Origin of the sequence: Mangrovibacterium sp., from assembly GCF_041596335.1 — a bacterium.
Taxonomy (GTDB): domain Bacteria; phylum Bacteroidota; class Bacteroidia; order Bacteroidales; family Prolixibacteraceae; genus Mangrovibacterium.
Genome location: NZ_JBFHIT010000031.1, coordinates 1 through 21165 on the forward strand (window position 1 = coordinate 1; position 21165 = coordinate 21165).

Sequence of the window (21165 nt, forward strand, 5' to 3'; positions counted from 1 at the left end):
AGGAATTATCGGTGTCAGAAATTGCCGATATGGTTGGTTACACGTCAATAACGAATTTCAACAGGCAGTTCAAGCAAATTTTGAACAACACTCCCCGGGATTTCAGACAGCTTCATGGCAGTGGTACACTTGTGTACTAGTAGATATTATTCACTGATTACCCGTAAGCGAAACAACTAAATTGTATTTAAGTAACTTGATTCGTCCTGTTGGGGGAATTCAGCTCTTGTTTTGTATTGCATTGAAATTCAGTGTGTACGTTCGTTTATTTTTTCAATTCTCACCATTTTGCCATCATGCTGTTTGTTACTGTTGAAATAAATTTCGATAGTGTCGGAGTCGGGATCGTACAAAAATAACGACTTTGTAAAAAGGAAAGAGTTCGCAACGTTTTATTTTGAGTAGGGGTAAAATAGTGCAAATACTTGGTAAAATCCGTTACGGTATCCCCCTTGATCCCTATTATTTTTGTTACAAACTCTGAATAGTTTTTTGAAGGTCATATGACTTAAGAAAGACTTAAAAGAAAAGCAGAAAAGTCTGACCACTTTCCTGCTATATTTTAAGAGACTAAAACGTGTAAATTGTAATCACTTAAAACCGATCAAATCTATGAAAAAATGTAGAGAAAGAAAGAGATCATTTGATTTTAAGGAGTTAGATTATCTAACCTTAACAAGGATCTCAAGAATCTTAAGCTTCACTTTCTTTTGCTTTCTTATCAGCTTGTCATCTGTTAATGCTTCAGATGGAAGGGGAAGTTTAGCAGATGGTAATCTGGAAGCCGTTTCCCAACAAAGGGGAATATCAGGAAAAGTTACTGATATGCAAGGATTACCTCTCCCCGGAGTAACAGTCCTGGTAAAAGGTACGACAACCGGGACGATTACTGATTTCGATGGAAATTATACAATTGGGAACGTCCCGGAGGAAGCCGTTCTTCTCTTTTCATTTGTTGGGATGAAAGCGCAGGAAGTTGCTGTTGCCGGCAAATCAACAATCAATATTAAACTGGAAGATGAATCCATTGGCCTGGAAGAAGTGGTAGCTATTGGTTATACGGTGCGCAAAAAGGGCGAGGTGACCGGTTCTATCAGTACCGTGAGCTCCGAATCAATTGAGCGTTCAGGAAATAAGGATATTGCAAAATCGCTTTCGGGTAAAGTGCCAGGTTTGATTGTCAACGACCGCGGTGGATATCCCGGTGAAGGGGATATGACGCTGCTGATTCGTGGTAAGTCAACCTTGGGTAACAACTCGCCGCTGATCCTGATTGACGGGATTGTAGCAGGTAATTTCTCCTACCTGTCTCCGCAGGATATTGAGTCGTTGACTGTTCTAAAGGACGGTGCAGCAGCAATTTACGGTGCCCGTGCGGCGAACGGTGTAATTTTGATTACCACCAAACGCGGGAAAACCGGTAAACCAAAGATTAACCTGTCTTCATCGTATACCATGTCTTCATTTTCGGTGAATCCAAAGTTGATGAACTCGGCGCAATACGCTGTTTACCAAAATGAAGCTCGCGAAAGAAACGGGTTTGCTGCTCTTTACTCAGAGGAAGCGATTGCTAAATATGCGTCGGGCGAAGATCCGTTAAATTATCCGAACACAGATTGGCTGGATTTGACTTTCGCCGATTATTCGCCGGAGTATCGGACTTCCTTGTCTGTATCTGGTGGAAATGAAGATGTCAACTATTTCGTGAGTGGCGACTACATGGATCAGGTGGGGATGTATGAGTCGGGCGACCTGAACTTCAAACAATACCAGGTGCGCTCCAATTTGGACGTCAAAATATACGAAGACCTTAAATTAGGCGTTGACTTATCCGGAAGATTTGGTGTTCGCAACGAACCTGGTGTTCCTGAGAGCTACATTTATAAGCACATTTATGCCAACTCACCAACGCAGGTAGGTGTTTATCCCAATGGTCTGGTTGCCTGGGGGGGCGAAAACGGTTCAAACCCTTACATCATGTCCAGCAAAGAAGCTGGTTTTATTACGCAAACTGACAATGATTTGCGGGCTAAGTTTTCAATGAAGTGGGATTTGAGCAACTTGGTTACTGAGGGCTTGCGCATTGAAAGTTTTGCCGGTATCCGCAAAATGAGCAACGACATTAAGAACTGGTACACACCTTGGACTGTATACCAGCTTCAGACAGACGGTACGTACCTGGAATCTCAGGGGAAATCACAGCAGGGCGATAAAGCCATCCTGCGCGAAAGCTTCTGGAAATACGATGAGTTGATGTTGAATGCCGTTGTTCACTACGATCGTACATTTGGTGATCACACCGTGAGAGGATTTGCCGGTATCGAACAAACAACTTCAGATCAACGAAATTTCTGGGCCGAGCGAAAAGACTTTCCTACCAAACAGCATTACGAGTTATTTGCCGGTAGTGATGAAGGACAATTGTCTTATGGAACCTCAGCAGAGTGGGGAAGGGTGAACTATTTTGGATCGCTGTCTTATGACTTCGCGAAAAAGTATTTCGTGGATCTGACTTTGCGTCGCGATGGTTCAAGCAACTTCGCCAAAGGAAAGCAATTTGGTATCTTCCCGGGAGCAGCTGTATCCTGGTCAATTGGCGACGAAAAATTCATGGATTTTACCAATAGTTGGTTAAATGCGTTGAAAATCAGATCATCATGGGCGATCATGGGGAATGACCAAATTAGTGCCTTCCAGTTCCTGACCCGTTATAGCTATGGGGGGCTAACAGATGTTGCCCAGCCAAACTGGTATATATTTGGTGGTACAAGATACAACGGTTATACTCCTGCAAACGTACCAAACCCGGATATTACGTGGGAAACGGCTGACATGAAGAATATTGGGGTGAACTTCCTGATGTTCGATAGTAAACTGTCTGCTGATGTGAACTACTTCTACCAAAAACGCGAAGACATCCTGATTACCAGAAATGCTTCAGTGCCCGATTTTACTGGCTTAACTTTACCCGCTGAAAACCTGGGCAAAGTGGATAACTACGGATTGGAACTGGAACTGGCATGGAGCGACAAGATTGGTGAATTAAGCTATAACATTGGTGCAAATTTCACCCAAGCGAAAAACGAAGTGGTGTACATGGACGAAGCAGCCGATGTACCGGAATGGAGAAAACGCGAAGGGCACCCGATGGACTCCTACATTGTTTACCCCACATTTGGGTTATTCAAAGATCAGGACATGGTTGACAATTTGACTGCCAAGTATGAAAATACCGTTGAAGGTGAACCGGCTTATGTTGATACTGACGGTGATGGCGAAATTACTTCGAATGATGCAGTTAGATCTTATTCGTCTAACGTGCCTGAAATTCAGTATGGTATTTTTGGTGGCCTAAACTACAAAGGCTTCGATTTGAACTTCCTGTTCCAAGGTCAGGCGCAAGCAAAAATGTTGGTTTTCTTTGATATGCAGGAAGGTGCAAGACCAGATTTTCTGTTCAACGAACGATGGACACCGGAAAATCGCGATGCCAGATATCCGAGAGCTTTTGTTCAGAATGATCCGTATAGTGCAAACCAAAGCAATAACGCTGACAACTTCCAGGGTGCCGACTTGTGGTTGCATAACGCATCTTTTGTCCGCCTCAAAGAAATTGAGCTGGGATATACCTTCTCTAAAGACCTGATCAAGTTTGGAAGTCTGAAAGTATATGTGAGAGGAAATAACTTGCTGACCCTGTTCTCTGATGTATATGATATGGGATTGGATCCGGAAGCAAGTGGCTACAATAACTTCAGGCTTGCCCAATATCCATCGCTGAAATCTTATTCATTTGGTTTTAACCTTAGTTTCTAACGATTACAACTAACGCCGGTGAAGGCAAGATTTTAAAAACATAAAATGCAAATCAAAATGAGAAATATAAAATATAAAATCCTATTTGGGGTGTTCGTTCTGCTGACAGCATTTGGCTGCGAGGACGTACTGAATACCGAAGCAAAAGATGCATTTGCTGAAGACTTGATCTACAGCGACCCAAGCCAGGTGGAGAAATTGGTCTTTACAGCTTACAACAGCACTGAAGCTTGGTCGCTCAACCGTTATCAATGGTGGAGTAGACGATTTAATTTGGAAGGGGCTTCTTTTGAAGCAAAGTTTAATTTTCAGGATCTGGATGTCTACAGAGATCGTGCTGGATGGACCCCGAGTAATGTTGGTGTACTTACTGAAAAGTGGCGAAATTATTGGGATTATGTACGTCTGACCAATGAATTCCTGGATCGTATCGATGCCAGTGGAGCAATGCAGGCTGATCCGGATGAAACGGCCGTATTGAAAGCTGAAATGAAATTCCTGAGAGCAAATCTTTACGCTAAATTGATTAAGTTCTACGGTGGTGTGCCAATTATGGATCATGCCTTGGGCTTGACCGAAGAGTTTAATTTGCCCCGGAACAGCTACGAAGAATGCGTTGATTTTATTGTGCGCGAGTTGGACGAAGCCGCTGAAGTATTGCCGTTAACTCGTCCAGACAGTGAGTTTGGTCGCGCCACCAAGCTGTCTGCTTTGGCAGTGAAGTCACGTACCCTACTTTATGCTGCAAGTAAATTGCACGATCCCGCTTTTGCACCCAGTAACGATCCCTTGTATGTGTACACAAAATCAACTAAATGGCAGGATGCCTCGGATGCTGCCAAAGCCGTGATTGATTTGGTTGATGCACGCGATCTGATTGCTGTTGCCAACGCCGATGCTTATCAGAAAATGTTTTTGAGCCCAAATCAGGATATTCTCTTTGCAAGATCTTATGGTTCTTCATACTACGACTTTGGTACTGATGCCAACTCGCTTCCCGACCAGTGTATGTCGCCAAACGGCTACGGTGGCTGGGCCTTGTCTTCGCCTACCCATAACTTCACCTTGCAGTTTAACATGGCTGATGGTACGGGGACAAACGGAGACGGTTCAACCTTCGATGCTGCCAACCCGAACACGGGTCGCGAAATGAGGTATTATGCCAACTTGCTTTATAACGGTGCGCAGTTCCGCGGCCGCGACGTACAATACTATCTTTCAGAAAATCCAACGGTTAATCCGCATGGGTATGATTCACCAAATGGTCTGGGAAATGCTCAGCACTCTTCGAAAACCGGATACAATATCCGTAAGTTTCAGGATGAGAGTATCGGTACCTGGGATCCTGAAAAGAAAACCTACAACACGCTGACCAATATTTCTCCCAACCGCCCGTATGTACTGTATCGTTTGGCTGAAATTTACCTGAACTATGCCGAGGCTGAGTACAACCTTGGAGGTGCGACCCACGAAAACAATGCGCGTGAGTTTGTAAGTAAAGTGTCGACCCGCGCACTTCAGCCTGCCATTACGGCAACCGGCGAAGAGCTTCTGGAAGCCATTAAGCGCGAACGTCGTGTGGAGCTTTGTTTCGAAGGTCACAGCTTCTTCGACGAAAGAAGATGGATGGAAGAAGACCACTTAGGATTTGACATCAAAGGCCTTAAATGGACGAAGAAAGGCGACGGAAGCCTGGCATTTGAAGAGTACAAGGTGGTTACACGTCCTTGGTGGGATAAACATTATTACTTGCCAATTCCAGCCTCTGAAGTCGAAAAAGCACCTGCTTTGGTGCAAAACTTCGGGTATTAATAATTCAGATGAATTGAAGAAATCTTAAAAATTGATGAAATGAAAAAAAGAATCATATTTTTTCTAAGCTTATGTATGGTCGGAATGGGGATTGTTGTCCTTAATAGCTGTACAGAAGATGAGCTCTTCTCGATTAAGGAAGTGGTGATTACCTGGGAGACTCCGGCCGAACTGGTGGAAGGTTTGCCACTGACGGAAACGCAACTAAATGCAACCGCCAATGTGCCGGGAAAGATCGTTTTTACACCCGCTTTAGGAACCGTTTTAGCCTTGGGTAACAATCAGGAACTGAAGGCTGAGTTTACGCCAATGGATAGTAAATATCCGAGTCTTTCCAAAACGGTGAACATTAACATTGTCGAGAAATACATGCCGGTTATTACCTGGGGAACCCCCGCTGTTCTTCCCTTAGGAGATGCATTAACGGATGAACAATTAAACGCTAAAGCAAATGTACCGGGTACTTTTGTTTATACCCCGGCCCTGGGTACCGTGTTGCCTTTAGGTGAAAATCAGGAACTGAGAGTTGACTTTACCCCATCAGTGGCAACTCACCAGGCAACTTCTGCAACCGTGATGATCAATGTGCGGGATGTTGTGCCGATTAAGTATTCAGCCAACAGTGCTATGTATACAGGCGAACAGTCATTTGCATTTAATGTTTCGGGTGCGGTTGGTAGTTTGGGCAATAATCCTGCTGCAGGTTTTACCGTTCATGTTACGAATACTGCAAAATTTGTTGATAAGGATGTGGAAATTAGCAGCCTAAGTCTTGATCCGACAAATGCTGCCCGAATTATGGTAACATTGGCTGAGATGATTTACGCTGATGATATGATTACCATTGCATTTGACAACAGCGGTAGTGAGATTGTATCGGCTGATGAGCAAGCATTGCTTTCATTTACGGCTCAACAGGTATCTATTCCGGTTGCCGGTGCCAACCTGTTGGAAGGTAATTCGTGGGCTGGTTTTGAAGGAACCGCTGATGGAAACTCGGCAGGCGCTTTTGGCTATTGGGTGGGTACGGCTCTGCCATGGCAGCGCACTACAGATTTGTTTGCCTCCGGAGCTGCGAGTATGAAATATACAGGCGGTTTTGATGTGAAACCACTATACGGGATGAACTTTGGGGATAATTTGGATATTCAGGCTGGAGCATACGAAGTTTCTCATAAGATTTATATTGCAGAAGGTTCGGACCTAAAAATGCTGCGAACTGCTATTGCCAGAAAGTCTACTGGTTGGGGTGATGATGTTGCAGCTACCTGGGACGTTGAAAACGTGGAGCGTGGAACGTGGGTAACCATTAAGCAAATCATGAACTTCCCTGTAGCTTATAACATTTCTGATAAAACCAGGTATTCCTATTATGTGCAAGCAAGCCTTAATGTGGGTGTTACAGGCGATCAAACCTTCTACCTCGATGACATGGGACTGAAAAAGGTTGATGTTGCCCCACGTCCGTAATAATACAGAATCAAATTAACCCCTCTCTAATGCGTTTTGAGAGAGAGGTTAAACTAAGCGAATTTCTGTAAATATTCCGGGGATGTCAAATAAGTAGGGAGTAGAAACTTTACCTATGATTGGCATCCCCGTTTTTATTTAAAATTAAGATCATGCAAAACAAAATCCTTGTTCAGATAATAATTGTCCTTAGCCTCTTGCTAAATGGATTTAGTGAACTTCACGCTCAGGTGTACCCGGTGTCGGATCCGGGCAATAGCGGCGGATGGATGTTGAATCAAAACCTAAGTGATGAGTTTGAGGGAACACAATTGGACAAAACCAAATGGTGGATATTGGGCGAAAACGGTGATTACCGGAATAAGTGGAAAGGCCGCGCACCCGGACAATTTGCTGCACATAATGTGCGGGTTGAAAACGGTGATCTGATTCTGCTGAGCCAATGGGAACCCGGCTTTAACTTCGCTCCGGAGAAGAATAACGGAGTGTATTATGGCGGTACTTCGACCAATGCCGATAACAGCAAACCCATCACGCAGGCCTGTGTCATGAGCGAAACATTTTTCAGATATGGCTACATGGAGATTCGATGCAAAGCTGCCGATGCTCCGGTAACTTCATCTTTCTGGACTACAGGCTACCATTCGGAAATTGATATGACCGAAAATTACGGAAAAAGGCCAATCGGAAATCCGGAAAATAAACCGGAGTCGCTCGAACGAAAAATGCGAACCAATATGATTAGCTGGGATCCCGACCAAGCGGCTGATCATCAAAACTGGAAAGTGGAAGATGTACTGGATGTGCGGGTTGCCAGCGATTATTTTGTATATGGTTTTGAGTGGGATAAAGATTATATCAAAACCTATTTCAACGGAAAACTAATCCGGCACGCTACCCGGCAGGAGTTGGAGGCTAACGACCAATGGCGACATCAATATCCACAAGAGTTGTGGATCGATTCAGAGGTATTTTATTGGTACGGACTGCCGGCACAGGCCGATTTGGCTTCTCCGGCAGAATATAAAATTGACTATGTACGAATTTGGCAGAAAGAAATAACAGAGCCTGATTTTGAAGCCTTAGGATTTGAAGGACCATTTTATTTTCAGGGACGAAGTGTTCCATGGTGGGCTGCCGCGTCAACACCATGGCGGATCAAAGACGAGAAGTCTTCAACCGGTGATTTCAGCCTTCGCTTTCAGCATAGTGGTACATTGAACGGAAGCCAAACGATTTATTCGCCCTTTGGCTCGTCCAACTTGGCGGCAGGCGATAATGAGATGCGTTTTAAAGTTTGGATTGATCCGGCGACGGTCGTCAACAAGCTGGATGTTGTTCTGAATAATCCCTGGATCAAACTGACCTTTGATTTGTCAGGTGTTGAAAAAGGACAGTGGGTTGAACTAGTACAAAATTTTACAAGAAATGCGGAATCCAACCTAAGCCTGACCAACGGAGACCGGTTGCAGATTACCATCGCATCAGCTGATATTGCAAGTCCGGATGTGTTGTTGTATATCGACGATATTTCATTTAAAAACAGCATTGCCACCGGGATTGAAAATCAAAAATCAATCGATTTCTCGGTTTACCCGAACCCGGCAAGCAACATTCTGACAATTAATTCAACTAAAAGTGGTCAGATCAGGATTTCAAATAGTGTTGGCATTGTAATTAAAACAACCGAGAAAAAATCGTCAAGCGAGCAGGTTGGTGTTTCTGATCTCTTGCCGGGACTATATTTTGTATCCATTGTTGGCGAGAATGGAGGGGCTACTCAAAAAGTGTTGATTTGTAGATAGATTGTGTGTTTTTAATTGCTTTTCCCGAAAACCATCAGGTTCAATCCAGGGGGGATCACCAAATTCTTTTTAAAGAATTCCATAGAGCGAAAGTTTGCGGAGTCCTGTCTCCGGCGGAATTGCGCCAATTCAAGATGCTGTCCGTTACATCGTCATTTCGTGGATTTCTTCCCCGTGATCCTATTGTTCCGGATTTTATTTCAATATAACGTTAAAGGTCGTTAACAGTTAAGGGTAAAATAATGCTATAAACGGATAAATTTCAAGAATGGAAAAATGGGGATTTATAGCTAATTTGTATTAGAAAGAATCTTGAGTTTGCTTAAATTCATTAACTGAACGAAATTAAAACAATAAAACAATCATGATAATGAAAAAATTAATCTTTTTTGCCATTTGCGCATTTTTCATACAAACATCGATAGCGCAGCAGCATGGTATCATTAACAACTCGAAAAGCCCCTATGTGAAATTGAAAAGTATCGATATGGGCGACTGTATCTGGACCGATGGCTTCTGGGCTGAGCGTTTTCAGATAGCCGAGAAAAGCATGTTACCATACATGCAAGAAGTTTTTACCGGTGATGTTGGTCACGGACTAAACAACTTTAAGAGCGCCGCATGCGACCATGATGATTGCAAGGATAAAAAACCTTTCGCAGGTTGGTATTGGCACGATGGTGACTTCTATAAATTTATGGAAGCGAAAACGTACATGTATGCTCAAAACGAAGACCCCAAAATACTGGAAGAATTGGATGGTTATATTGCAACGATCGCCAAAGCACAGGAACCGGACGGATATCTTCAAACGCATACTACCGTTAACAAAAAGCATACATTTACCAAAGACGAAGCTAAGCAAACAGCTCCACGTAATGTTGGTAACTTCAACCGTTATTCGAATCGTAAATACCACGAAATGTATAACCAGGGTCACTTACTAACAAGTGCCTGTATCCACTACCGTGTAACGGGTAAGCGTAACTTCCTGGACATTGCCATTAAACAAGCCGATTTGTTGTACAGTGTGTTTATGCCCGACAATGACCATTACGGACGTTTCGGATTCAACCAAACTCAAATTATGGGACTTGTTGAATTGTACCGTACCGTTGGCGACAAGCGTTACCTGCAATTGGCGGAGAAGTTCATAAACAACCGTGGTAAATACCCGGTAGAAGATCACATAACTACGATTGGGTACCCAATTGGTGATATGGTACAGGAACGTACTCCTTTGCGCGAAGCGGATGAAGCTGTCGGCCACGCCGTTCTTGCTTTATACTATTACGCAGGTGCTGCTGATGTTTATGCTGAAACAGGCGAAGAGGCTTTGATCGAAGCGCTGGACCGTTTATGGTATAACGTCACCGAACAAAAAATGTATGTAACTGGTGCAGTTGGTCAAACTCACTACGGAGCATCAACAAACAGAGATAAAATTGAAGAAGGTTTTATCGATAAATACATGATGCCTAACTTAACTTCCTACAACGAAACGTGTGCTAACCTTTGTAACTCCATGTTTAGCAAACGTATGCTGGATATCCACGCTGAAGGTAAATATGGCGATATCATGGAGCTGGTAATGCACAACAGTGGTCTTTCTGGCATTAGCCTCGAAGGAAAGCATTATTACTATGCAAATAACTTACGTAAAGTTGATGGCGCACGCGATTATACGAAATTGGTGAACGATTTTGAGGAGCGTCAGCCATACCTGGAGTGTTTCTGTTGTCCGCCAAACTTAGTTCGTACTGTTTCTAAACTTTCAGGATGGGCCTACAGCAAATCTGCGAACGGTATTTCAGTAAACCTTTACGGAGGGAACAAACTTAAAACAACCTTATTGGACGGTTCTGAACTAGAGCTTTCTCAAGTAACTGAATACCCGTGGGAAGGGAAAGTAGAAATTACAATCAACAAGTGTAAGAAAGAGCCTTTCGACGTCATGTTGCGTATTCCGGCTTGGGCAAAAGGAACTACTTTAAAAGTTAACGGCGAAGATGCCGGTGTTGATGTTAAAGTTGGTGATTTTGCGACGATCAGCCGCAAGTGGAGTAAAGGCGATGTGATTACGGTCGACATGCCAATGGAAATCACGTTAGTTGAAGGAAACACTTTAATTGAAGAAACCCGCAATCAGGTAGCTGTTAAGCGTGGTCCTGTGGTCTATTGTCTCGAAAGCGCGGATTTACCCAAAGATGCAGGTATTCTTGACGTTTACCTGAAAAGCAGCGCAGACATGAAAGCGGTATTTAAGAAAGATCTGTTAGATGGTGTAACTGCAATCGAAACAGACCTATACATTCGTAAAGACAACAACGAAGATAAAATGTACAAAGCGGTGAAGAAGCCGGAATTTGAGAAAGTGAAGGCTCAGTTTGTACCTTATTTCGCATGGAGTAACCGCGGTAAAGGTGAAATGACTGTATTTGTGCCGATTATCTGGGAATAACAGATCGGTAGCAATATCACTAAATAAAAGTTTGTATAGAAAAAATACCACTTTGCATGAGATAAGGCGAAGTGGTATTTTAATTTTGAAAGCTTTTAATGCTAAGATGTCGCACTAAAATATGAATATCGAAACATGGCGAAAACTATCATTGTTGCTTGTATTTTGTCCATTTCAACTGGATTATTTGCACAACGCAACTGTCGGGAGGCTTTTCAAAGAGTAGAGACTAAACGATTTGCCGAACTGCCAGATGACTGTCCTACACCGGATGCGTTTGCCATTTCTCCGGATGGGAGTCTTTTTCTGTCGTGCCCCAATTACGCCGACAATTCGTTGCCCGGGCTGTTGGTGCGGGTCAACTCGGATGGAACGATTATCCGGATTGCGGAAGTTCCGGGCATTGACCTGGGTACGAGCGCCCGGCCAATGGGAATTGATTTTGCTCCGGATGGTTCGCTCTATGTTTGTGCCAACCCGCGTATCCTGCGATATTCTTTTGTAAACGATTCTGTGGCACAAATAGAAACGATAGCTGAAGGGATAAACGGCCCCAACGGGCTCAAAATTAACGGTGATAATTTGTTTGTCACCGTCCCAAAGCTGCCCAAAATCAATACAGCGAAAAATACAAGCGGTGTCTATCGTTTTAAGTTGACCGACCGAAATATCGAAGTAAAAAGCGACAGCACGGATTCAAACCTGCTCTTCACCACTCAAACCCAAAACCCAAAACGGCAATTCGGCCTGGATGGAATTGCTTTTGATCACAGCGGCGATCTTTATGTGGGCGATTTTGGCGATGCAATCATCTATAAGCTCAAGCTTTCAGAGACAGGAACTATAGAATCAAAAGAAGTATACACGACTTTTCCTGACTCAACCGGAATCGATGGTATGATCTTCGACCAAGACGGCAACCTGTATGTGACCGGTTTCTCGCAGAATCAGCTGTGGAAAATTGATAATAACCGAAAAGCCTCGATTATCGCGGACTATCCGGATAATGACGGTTGTCACGGAGAATTGGATCAACCGGTTGATTTGACTATTTGGGAAGACAAACTCATCATTTCAAACTTCGATTTAATGACCGGAGAAGGCTTCGTCAATACGGCCCATAGCAAACCCTACACGCTTTCTTTTATCCCATTGCGTGACGAGGATATTAAACGATAGTTCATTGGAGTAATAGTTGGAAATTCAGTCGTTTAGTTAATCGATGGGCAGAACGAAGATGGTATAAAGGGTAAAATAATGCAAGTATTGGTTAAAAGTTAGTGTGATCGATTGGGTGTTGACTTGTAATTTTATGAATCAATACCAAACCATATAAATTGTTTCACCAAAAATGAATAAACAAATATTAACTGTAGCCGCAGCCGGATTGTTGATGGGCTGCTCTGCTCCGAAAGAAACCGTTCAGAAAAAGCCGAATATCTTGTTCATCGCTGTTGACGATCTTCGGCCTGAACTCGGGTGCTATGGCTCGCCAATAGCCATATCGCCAAATATCGATGCTTTGGCGCAGCAAGGTTTGCTGTTTAATAACGCACATTGCCAGCAGGCTATATGTAGCCCGTCGCGCGCCAGCATCATGACCGGTGCCCGGCCCGAAACAATCAATGTCATCGAAAACTTTACCGATTTCAGGGAAGAAAACCCCGATATTGTGACTCTTCCGCAGCATCTGATGGCCAACGGCTATCAGGCAGTTTGTGTAGGTAAGATTTTTCACGGGCCGTACCAGGATATGAATCATTCGTGGAGCCGGCAACCGGAAAAGCCTGAGGTGGAGCGCCCGGCTACAAAGGGCGGCTATGCACTGGCCGAAAATCAAGAAAACTGGCAGAAGAACCGGCAGGAGAGCATCGAGAAATACGGTCCCGATGCGCCTAAAAACGGCCTGGGCCAAGGCCCGGCCTATGAATGTGCCGATGTGCCTGATGCAACCTATGAAGATGGTTACGCTACCCTACAGGCCATTGAGACCATGAAAGTGATGCTGGCCGAGAATCCCGATCAGCCATTCTTCCTGGGACTTGGATTTAAAAAACCGCACCTCGATTTTATCGCACCTAAAAAATACTGGGATCTCTATCAGCGGAATGAAATTCCGTTGGCCACGCAAACCGAAGGCCCCGAGGGAGGCGCAGCCGTTGGCCTTCATCCTTCCTTTGAGTTGCGGGCCCGCTATGGGATCCCCAAAGAAGGCGATATTCCGGATAGCCTGGCACGCACCCTGAAACATGGCTATCTGGCTTGCGTGAGTTATGTGGATGCCCAGATCGGGATGATGATGGATGCGCTGAAAGAAGCAGGCCAGCTGGATAATACCATTGTCATACTCTGGACCGATCACGGTTGGCATTTGGGTGACATGGGCATCTGGGGAAAAGCAACCAACTACGAAATTTCGACGCGCGTACCACTGATCGTTTGGACGCCTGATATGAATGAAAATGTTCGGGGGAAATCGACTGATGCGTTAGTGGAATTGGTTGACATGTACCCAACCATACTGGAATATTGCGGCGTTGAAGCTCCTGCACATTTGGAGGGGCAAAGCTTTATGCCCGTTCTTGAAAATCCGGATCGCCCATGGAAAAAGGCAGTTTTCAGCCAGTTCCCCAGCCCCGCATTGCGCGAATGGGCTGCCAACCCCTTATCGCAAGGCATGCGCGAGACTTACTTTGGCCCACTGATCGAAAAGGTTGAAGAAAAGATCATTGACCAAATGGGGGGAAAATGGGACCGCGATCTGTTTGAAAATCGTTTGATGGGCTACGGAATGCGAACCGAGAACTACCGGTTTGTGGTTTGGAAAGATTATACGAAACCTGAAAGCGAACCGGTTTTCATTGAGTTGTATGACCATCGGAATGATCCCGAAGAAACAGTCAATGTGGCTGGTCAGCATCCCGAATTAGTAGAACAGCTGCTTTCGCAGTTTAATAAAGGTTGGCAGGGTAACCTTGCGGATTTGGGGGACTGATAATTTGTTGTATGAAGATTTAGTTGTTCGGTTTGTGTAAATCGATAGGGATTAGTTTATCGTTGATCGAAAGCACCTGCATACTAACTTGTTGGTGTGTGGGGGCTTCTTTCCAAGTAGAAAAACCGGAACACCATGTGAAATATATAGGGGATTTCAACCCCAGGAATAAACAACCAGTAACAAAAAATAAACGAACAATATTAAGCTATGAAAAATCAAAATAACCTAAAGTGGTACCTGAGCGGCCTAACAATTGCGTTTCTTGGAACTTCAAGTTTCGCAAATGGGAAAGCCAAAGAAAAGGATAACTGCGACAAGCCCAATATCCTGTTAATTTTAACCGACGATTTGGGGTACAATGATGTCGGCTTCAATGGCTCAACAGATATCAAAACACCGGCATTGGATCAACTTGCGAAAAATGGGGTTGTCTTTACTTCGGCCTATGTGTCACATCCTTTTTGCGGGCCTAGTCGCGCTTCAATTATGACAGGCCGCTATCCGCATGTTATTGGCACTCCCTATAATCTGAGAGACGATGGAACTCGTCCGAATCTGGGGGTCCCTGTAAGCGAAACCTACATCAGTAATGTGATGCAAGAAGCAGGTTATTATACGTCCGTGGTTGGAAAATGGCATTTGGGTTTTGCACCGCAATATCACCCCAACAATCGCGGGTTCGATGAGTTTTATGGATTTCTTGCCGGAGGACACGACTATTTCCCGGATCAATTTAAGCAGGCGTACGAAAAACAGCTGAGCGAGGGGCGACATCCCATTCGAGAGTATATACGGCCACTGGTTCACAATCAGGACGAAGTGGAAGAGACTGAATATGTTACTGATGCTCTCTCCCGCGAAGCGGTTCGCATTGTTAACGACGCAGCAGAGCGAAAGCAGCCATTTTTTATGTACCTGGCCTATAACGCGCCTCATGTTCCGCTTCAGGCCAAAAAAGAAGACCTGGAAAAGTTCGCGGATATTGCAGATGTCGACCGCAGGACTTATGCAGCCATGGTTTATGCCGTCGATCGTGGGGTGGAACAGATTGTTGAGTCACTAAAGAAAAACGGTCAATTTGAAAATACTCTGATCGTATTTTTGAGCGACAATGGTGGGAACACTGATCACGGTGCGAGCAATGATCCGCTTAAAGGAATGAAAGGAGATGCCTGGGAAGGTGGTTACCGTACCCCGATGTTTTTCCACTACCCAAACAAGCTGAAGGCCGGGATGAAGTTTGATACTCCGGTAACATCATTGGATTTTTACCCGACTTTCGCCAAGATTGCCGGGGCGAAAATACCGGAAGCAAAAAAAATGGATGGTAAAGATATGATGGGCGATTTGATTAATGGCGAGACCAACCTGAAAGGACGTCCGGTTTATCTGTTGCGCTATCGTGAAGGTTATGCTGATGTCGGTATGCGCATCGACGACTGGAAAATAACCCGTATGGGGAATGAACCTTGGAACTTGTTCAAGATTTCGGATGATTTGGGCGAGAAAAAGGATATGAGTTATCGCCATCCCGATAAACTGAAGGAAATGGTTGAAATGACCGAAGAGTGGAGCAAAACGCATATCCGTCCGCTGTGGGTGTATTCCCAAAAAGATCTGGAACTGTGGAATAGCGGAGTACTTCCCGGGTACGAAGGTACTTTTGAAGTTGAAAAATTAGTGGCCCCGCCTTCGGCAGTGTCGGAATAAGGGTGGTTTACGACCTTACTGTTTCTTAAAAATAGAGCTCAAGAATATGAAAACTTGCTTGAAATATTTTCTTACCGGAGTCGCCTTTTTTGCGACCCTATTTGTTGGTCATGCTCAAACCAATCTTTATCCCGTGGATATTTCCGGGTTCGAAGTCGGTTTTTGGGTAAACAGCACTGCTCAACCGTCGAATTCATACACCTGCACCATTGTGACCGATAAAGTTTTTGACGGCACACGGGCGGTAAAGTTCGATTGCCCCGACGCTGCTCTCCCTACTGCAGGAAATGCCAATGCTGTTCTGGGAGGAATCAACCCGGATTTTCCGGTGGGGAACATTGCTGTAACTGCCGGAACTTATCTGTTCCAGGCGAAGGTTTTTATTGAAGGAACCGCTCCGTCGAGGATTACTGTTTTCATGGCCGAAAAGTCGGCGTCGCTAACCGGCCATATCAGTTTCAACATCCCGCTCTCGGAAGTGGCAACCGGCAGCTGGCAGACCGTTTCGAAAGTCGTCACATTTTCGGCCGATATTGCCGAAATGAAAACCGGTTTGCGCATATACGGAACTGACTACAACGGACTAACCGGATCTTCCACTTTATATGTTGACCAGATCGGGCTGTTCGAAGACACCGGAAGTGGCAGTGCGGATGTGAAATACTCACCGCTGCTGGATCCCGATTTCAATTGGGAGATCAATCCCGACTTTTCCGATGAGTTCAACAATCCGGTCATCGACCAGGCCAAATGGAATACCGATGTCGGCGACTGGGGAACCTGGTCATGGGAGCCCGAGAATGCGTACATTACAGACACGGTGCTGACCTTGCGCATGAAACAGCAACAGCACAGCCGGGGAGGAACGGACTATTATTTTACCTCGGGCATTGCTCAGGTGCGCGAGGAATTTACCTACGGCTATTTCGAAGCAAAGATAAAAGCCAGTGACAAGGGCCAGGGAACCTGTCCTGCCTTCTGGGTGTACAGCGTGGGGCAACCTACCCCAACCGAGGAAGGCGGTGTTCAATACAGCGAGATTGATGCCATCGAGATTTTCCAGGTGGCGAACGAATTACAGCGTTTGGAGATGAACCTTCACACGCGGATTATTGAGAACGGTGTTTTAACTTGGAAACGGCCCGGGCAGGGCGATTCGGAGTTGACACATAACTCCTGGGATGCACCCTGGGATCCTCGCGACAAATATCACACTTATGCCGTGTGGAACCGACTTGACTCGATTTTCTGGTATGTTGATGGCATTCAACGGGGAGCAAAAAAGAACCACTACTGGCATTTGCCCATGCGCCTCACTGTTTCCATGGGTTTGAGAACGCCCTATGAAAAGTACATTGATGGTGTTCGAACTGTGATGCCCTACCCGGAGTCAACCCCTGAGCCCGGATTCCCGACAGAGATGTATTGCGACTATGTCCGGGTTTGGAACACACCGGCACAGCTTTATGCGGACCGCGAAAAGTATTACAATGCCGAATTCCAGTCGGGTGGTGTGCTGAATTTCGATTGCCGGTATTTTGCCGGAAACGACCATTCGGTATTGGCTGATAGCTGGGGCGGTGTTTCCTGCAAACTGCTGGAAATTCAGGCCGACGGCACCGTTGTCCGCGAAGTGGAGCAGGTTGATGCCAGCGCCGTAGGAAAAGTCTCGGGTACGGCCTCCTTCAGCTTTTCACTGAATGGATGGCAAGCCAGCTCGACTTTGCCCGAAGGGAATAAATACGTGCTGCAACCCGTATTCCGGACTTCAAAAGGTGGCGGTGAGAATGTGATGTTGAAGGAGCAGTACTACCCGATTGAAATCGCTTTGTCAACTTCATCAGCTAATCCGCTTAAAAAAACATCCGATTCGGTTTTGTCGGTCTATCCCAATCCGGCTTCCCACTCCATAAAAATCGAGTATGCATCGGTGAGTAACGAACAGGTCCCCGTTTACTTTTACAACAACATGGGTGAGTTGGTGCTGCTTCGGCAAATTCAGTCTTCCCAGGCAGTCGAGGTGGATATCTCAAGCTTTACACGTGGGATGTATTTTGTGAAAGCGGGGATGAAAGTTCATAAATTGATTGTAAATTGATTCTTATGACCAATTAACTATACGAATGGAAAAATCAAATTCAAAACAATCCGCATTGGTCGTATTCACGGCCGGTGCCTTTTTCTTTTACAGTTTCATTCAAATGACCTTGTTCAGTACTGAGGCCATGAAACTGTTTTTTATGAGCCAGCTTTCGCTGGTCAACACAGCTGCCTTTGGCAATTTTGCCGGCACATTTTTGTACGGAACAGTGCTGTTTTTGATACCCGCAGGCATTATGCTCGATAGGTTCTCGGTACGAAAAATCATTTTGCTGATGGTTTTGCTCGATGTGCTCTGCGTACTTGGCATGGCCTTTACCCGCGACGCTTTTACAGCTTCGGTACTTCGGTTTATTACCGGGGTTGCTCATTGTATCGCATTTATGGCACCCTTCAGGCTGGCACCCCGTTGGTTTGCGTCAAAGCATCTGGCCATGGTTTCCGGCTTGCTGGTGGCTTTCGCCGTTTTGGGCGGATGGGTTTCCGGTGCTCCGTTACTGGCGCTTATCAATTCGTTTGGCGGTCAAACGGCCATGATTATGAACGGCATTCTTGGCGTGGTAATCTTGTTGGTTTCGTTGGTGTTCCTGAAAGATTATCCGGTTGGTTATCAGGCTGCCGGCGAATCGACCGTTCAATTGTCCTTGCTGGATGGATTGAAGCTGGCTGCCAAAAACCTGCAAAACTGGTTGGCCGGTATGTACATTGGCTTCCTCAACCTGGCCGTTCTGCTGCTTGGTGCCATGTGGGGAACCACTTACCTGAAATTTGTCAATCCGGAGTTTTCGGAGGCTACATTCACCGGCATCATCGGCATGATATTTATCGGTACCATCATCGGGTCTCCGCTGAGTGGATTGATTTCCGACCGTTTGAAATCGCGTAAAAAGGCCATGATCGGCGGCGGCATATTGTCTCTGCTGGTGATGTTGCTGATTATCTTCCCGCCAGTTACAAGCGCAGGCTTTTTTTATGTGCTGTTCTTCCTGCTCGGGTTGATTACTGCCGCGCAAAGTATTGGGTATCCTGTTATTGCCGAGTCGAACGAAGACCGGGTGCTGGGTACGGCCAATGGCTTGTCTGCCGTGGTTTTAATGGGAATCGGAGCTATCGGTCAGCCCTTGTTCGGAGTGTTGATCGAGTTGTTTGGAGGTGGTGCAGATGCAAGCACCGAACAACTTCAGGCTGCTCTGCAAACCTCCATTTGGATTATGCCTTTGGCATTTGTGGGAGCCATCCTGTGCTCGGTTCTGCTGAAAGAGACCTTCAAACCGGAAGCCTGATCCGGTTTTAGATAGCGTTGATGTAGCTCGTCAGATTGACATCCCGTTCGAGGTTTAACTTTTTACGGATGCGATGACGGGCTACATGAACACTTCCCAGTGAAATGCCCAGTAAATAGGCCATTTCTTTTCCCGAAAAATTGAGTTTGATCAACGCACAGATCTTCAGGTCGGTCGAGCTCAGGTCGGGAACTTTAGCCTGCAAACGCTCATAGAAGTTTTCGTTCTGACTCACAAACCGGGCATTGAACGATTCCCACAGGTTACCGGAGCGTTTTTCAATATTCGATAGTATTTTTTTGGAAGTATCATCGGTCGGATTCCTCGAAATCAATTCACTCAAGGTTTTTATAAGCTCTTCTTTTTCGATGAGTTGAAGGGTGTTGGTGGTGAGTTCTTTGTTCTTTTCTTCCAGCAGCATTTGGCCTAGATGCTGTTCTTCTTCATTTTTTGCTTTCTCGCGCAGGTGTTTTAAGCGCTGTACCCGAATCAGGATAATCAAGCCTGCACTGATCAGTAAAAAAAGGGTGATAAAGAAAGAGATTCGGAAGCGCAAGGCTTCTCCGGTGCTTTCGGCCAAGGCCAATTTGTTGGCGTTTAGTTCCTTGTTTTTTTTCTGCAATTCCTCTAAATACGGATTTTTCAACGAAAGAAAGCCCTGCGTGTTTTCATTTCTGGGATTGAGATACCTCTCGTTAATGTCGTTGGCAAGCATTAGGTTGACGAAGGCTTTGCGGCTGTCACCGTCCTCAAAAAGCAACTGCGCATATCGCCGGTAAACATAGGCCCGGTAAAAGGTGTGTTCGCCGTTTGTGTCTTCAACCAAGAGCGATTTTTGAAAGAATGATTTGGCCTGTTCAGCTTGGCCGGTTGCCTGGTAGCACTGGGCAATTTGTGCATACAGGATGATCAGGAAGCTTTTTGTGCTGGCGTGCACAGCACCACTTTTTGCCAGGTTTTCCAGCTCGTGGGCTGCTGCTGCTAAAAGCGGTAAGGCTTGATGGTGCTGGCCTTGTTTCATCAGCAGACTAGCGCTTTTCTCAGTTAAAAACAGGGTGTGGGAGTTTTCTATCCCGACTGCCTCTGTCAGTTGCCGACAACTGTCTGCATAAGCCGTCAGCAGCGCGGCATTTTCAATTCGCTGGTAATACAGCAGTAAATTGTAGTAGGGTGCGTAAAGCTCAGCAGGCGTAACCTGTCCTTTATGAAGGGCTGTGCGATAAAAGGTGTATGACCTCTTGAAATTTGCACCGGCCTCATCATCCTGCTTGAAGAGGTAGTTCAGCACACCGAACTCTTCATGCGCACGGGCGAGTAGGCGTGCATTTTTGTACTCCCCGGCCAGAAAGAGCGCTTCGCCCGAATGGTTTACGGCAAGCATATAGTTGAGCTGTTTGCGTTCCAGTGCGCTCATCGACAGCAGGGAGCGGATCGCATCTGAAGTATCCTGTTCGGCGATGGCTTGATGATATCGCGAATTTAGTATTGGTGCCACCGAATCAGAACTGATTTCTGGGGAGATCAGACCTTCAAAGGTGTAGTCCTTGAATTGTTGTGCATGTAAGTTCTCAAAAAGGAAAAATAAAATCGTCCAAAGGAAGATTTGTCGGAGATTGATTTGGAAGTGGTTTGCTATCGTGCACATATTCAGTGGGATGTATTTTTATGTGAAGATAAGTTTTCCCGTCGGAAATTAAGGTGGAATTAAGT

12 protein-coding genes are annotated in these 21165 nt (G+C 45.4%); 11 read left to right on the forward strand and 1 reads right to left on the reverse strand.

Going from position 1 to position 21165, the window contains the following annotated elements:
* The first annotated feature begins 11 nt into the window (after window positions 1-11).
* The 11 genes from ABZD21_RS11890 to ABZD21_RS11940 all read left to right on the forward strand — a co-directional run bounded on the left by ABZD21_RS11890 (window position 12) and on the right by ABZD21_RS11940 (window position 19455).
* Complete coding sequence (locus ABZD21_RS11890; protein ID WP_372775259.1) at window positions 12-140, forward strand: helix-turn-helix domain-containing protein; 129 nt, start codon at window positions 12-14, stop codon at window positions 138-140.
* A 472-nt stretch (window positions 141-612) separates the two neighbouring features.
* Window positions 613-3816 (forward strand): SusC/RagA family TonB-linked outer membrane protein, encoded by a 3204-nt coding sequence (locus ABZD21_RS11895; RefSeq protein ID WP_372775222.1) that lies wholly within the window; start codon window positions 613-615, stop codon window positions 3814-3816.
* Window positions 3817-3873: 57 nt separating this feature from the next.
* A complete protein-coding gene (locus ABZD21_RS11900; RefSeq protein ID WP_372775223.1) occupies window positions 3874-5628 on the forward strand; it encodes a RagB/SusD family nutrient uptake outer membrane protein in 1755 nt (584 codons plus the stop codon).
* 39 nt (window positions 5629-5667) lie between these two features.
* The gene (locus ABZD21_RS11905) at window positions 5668-7098 is read left to right on the forward strand and encodes a hypothetical protein (RefSeq protein WP_372775224.1); all 1431 of its coding nucleotides are present in this window, start codon (window positions 5668-5670) and stop codon (window positions 7096-7098) included.
* A 152-nt stretch (window positions 7099-7250) separates the two neighbouring features.
* Window positions 7251-8903: a T9SS type A sorting domain-containing protein gene (locus tag ABZD21_RS11910; protein WP_372775225.1), complete on the forward strand. Its 1653-nt coding sequence runs from the start codon at window positions 7251-7253 to the stop codon at window positions 8901-8903.
* A gap of 370 nt (window positions 8904-9273) precedes the next feature.
* Complete coding sequence (locus ABZD21_RS11915; RefSeq protein ID WP_372775226.1) at window positions 9274-11364, forward strand: glycoside hydrolase family 127 protein; 2091 nt, start codon at window positions 9274-9276, stop codon at window positions 11362-11364.
* Between the two features lie 135 nt (window positions 11365-11499).
* Window positions 11500-12543 carry an SMP-30/gluconolactonase/LRE family protein gene (locus tag ABZD21_RS11920; protein WP_372775227.1) on the forward strand — a complete coding sequence of 348 codons (1044 nt, stop codon included), beginning with the start codon at window positions 11500-11502 and terminating at the stop codon, window positions 12541-12543.
* Between the two features lie 172 nt (window positions 12544-12715).
* Complete coding sequence (locus ABZD21_RS11925) at window positions 12716-14359, forward strand: sulfatase (RefSeq protein ID WP_372775228.1); 1644 nt, start codon at window positions 12716-12718, stop codon at window positions 14357-14359.
* Window positions 14360-14569: 210 nt separating this feature from the next.
* Complete coding sequence (locus ABZD21_RS11930; RefSeq protein ID WP_372775229.1) at window positions 14570-16072, forward strand: sulfatase-like hydrolase/transferase; 1503 nt, start codon at window positions 14570-14572, stop codon at window positions 16070-16072.
* 46 nt (window positions 16073-16118) lie between these two features.
* Window positions 16119-18170, forward strand: coding sequence for a family 16 glycosylhydrolase (locus tag ABZD21_RS11935; protein WP_372775230.1), 2052 nt, complete (start codon window positions 16119-16121; stop codon window positions 18168-18170).
* A 25-nt stretch (window positions 18171-18195) separates the two neighbouring features.
* Window positions 18196-19455 (forward strand): MFS transporter, encoded by a 1260-nt coding sequence (locus ABZD21_RS11940; RefSeq protein WP_372775231.1) that lies wholly within the window; start codon window positions 18196-18198, stop codon window positions 19453-19455.
* A 7-nt stretch (window positions 19456-19462) separates the two neighbouring features.
* Here the strand turns inward: ABZD21_RS11940 and ABZD21_RS11945 are convergent, their stop codons facing one another.
* Window positions 19463-21100 carry a hypothetical protein gene (locus ABZD21_RS11945; protein ID WP_372775232.1) on the reverse strand — a complete coding sequence of 546 codons (1638 nt, stop codon included), beginning with the start codon at window positions 21098-21100 and terminating at the stop codon, window positions 19463-19465.
* Window positions 21101-21165: the final 65 nt, after the last annotated feature.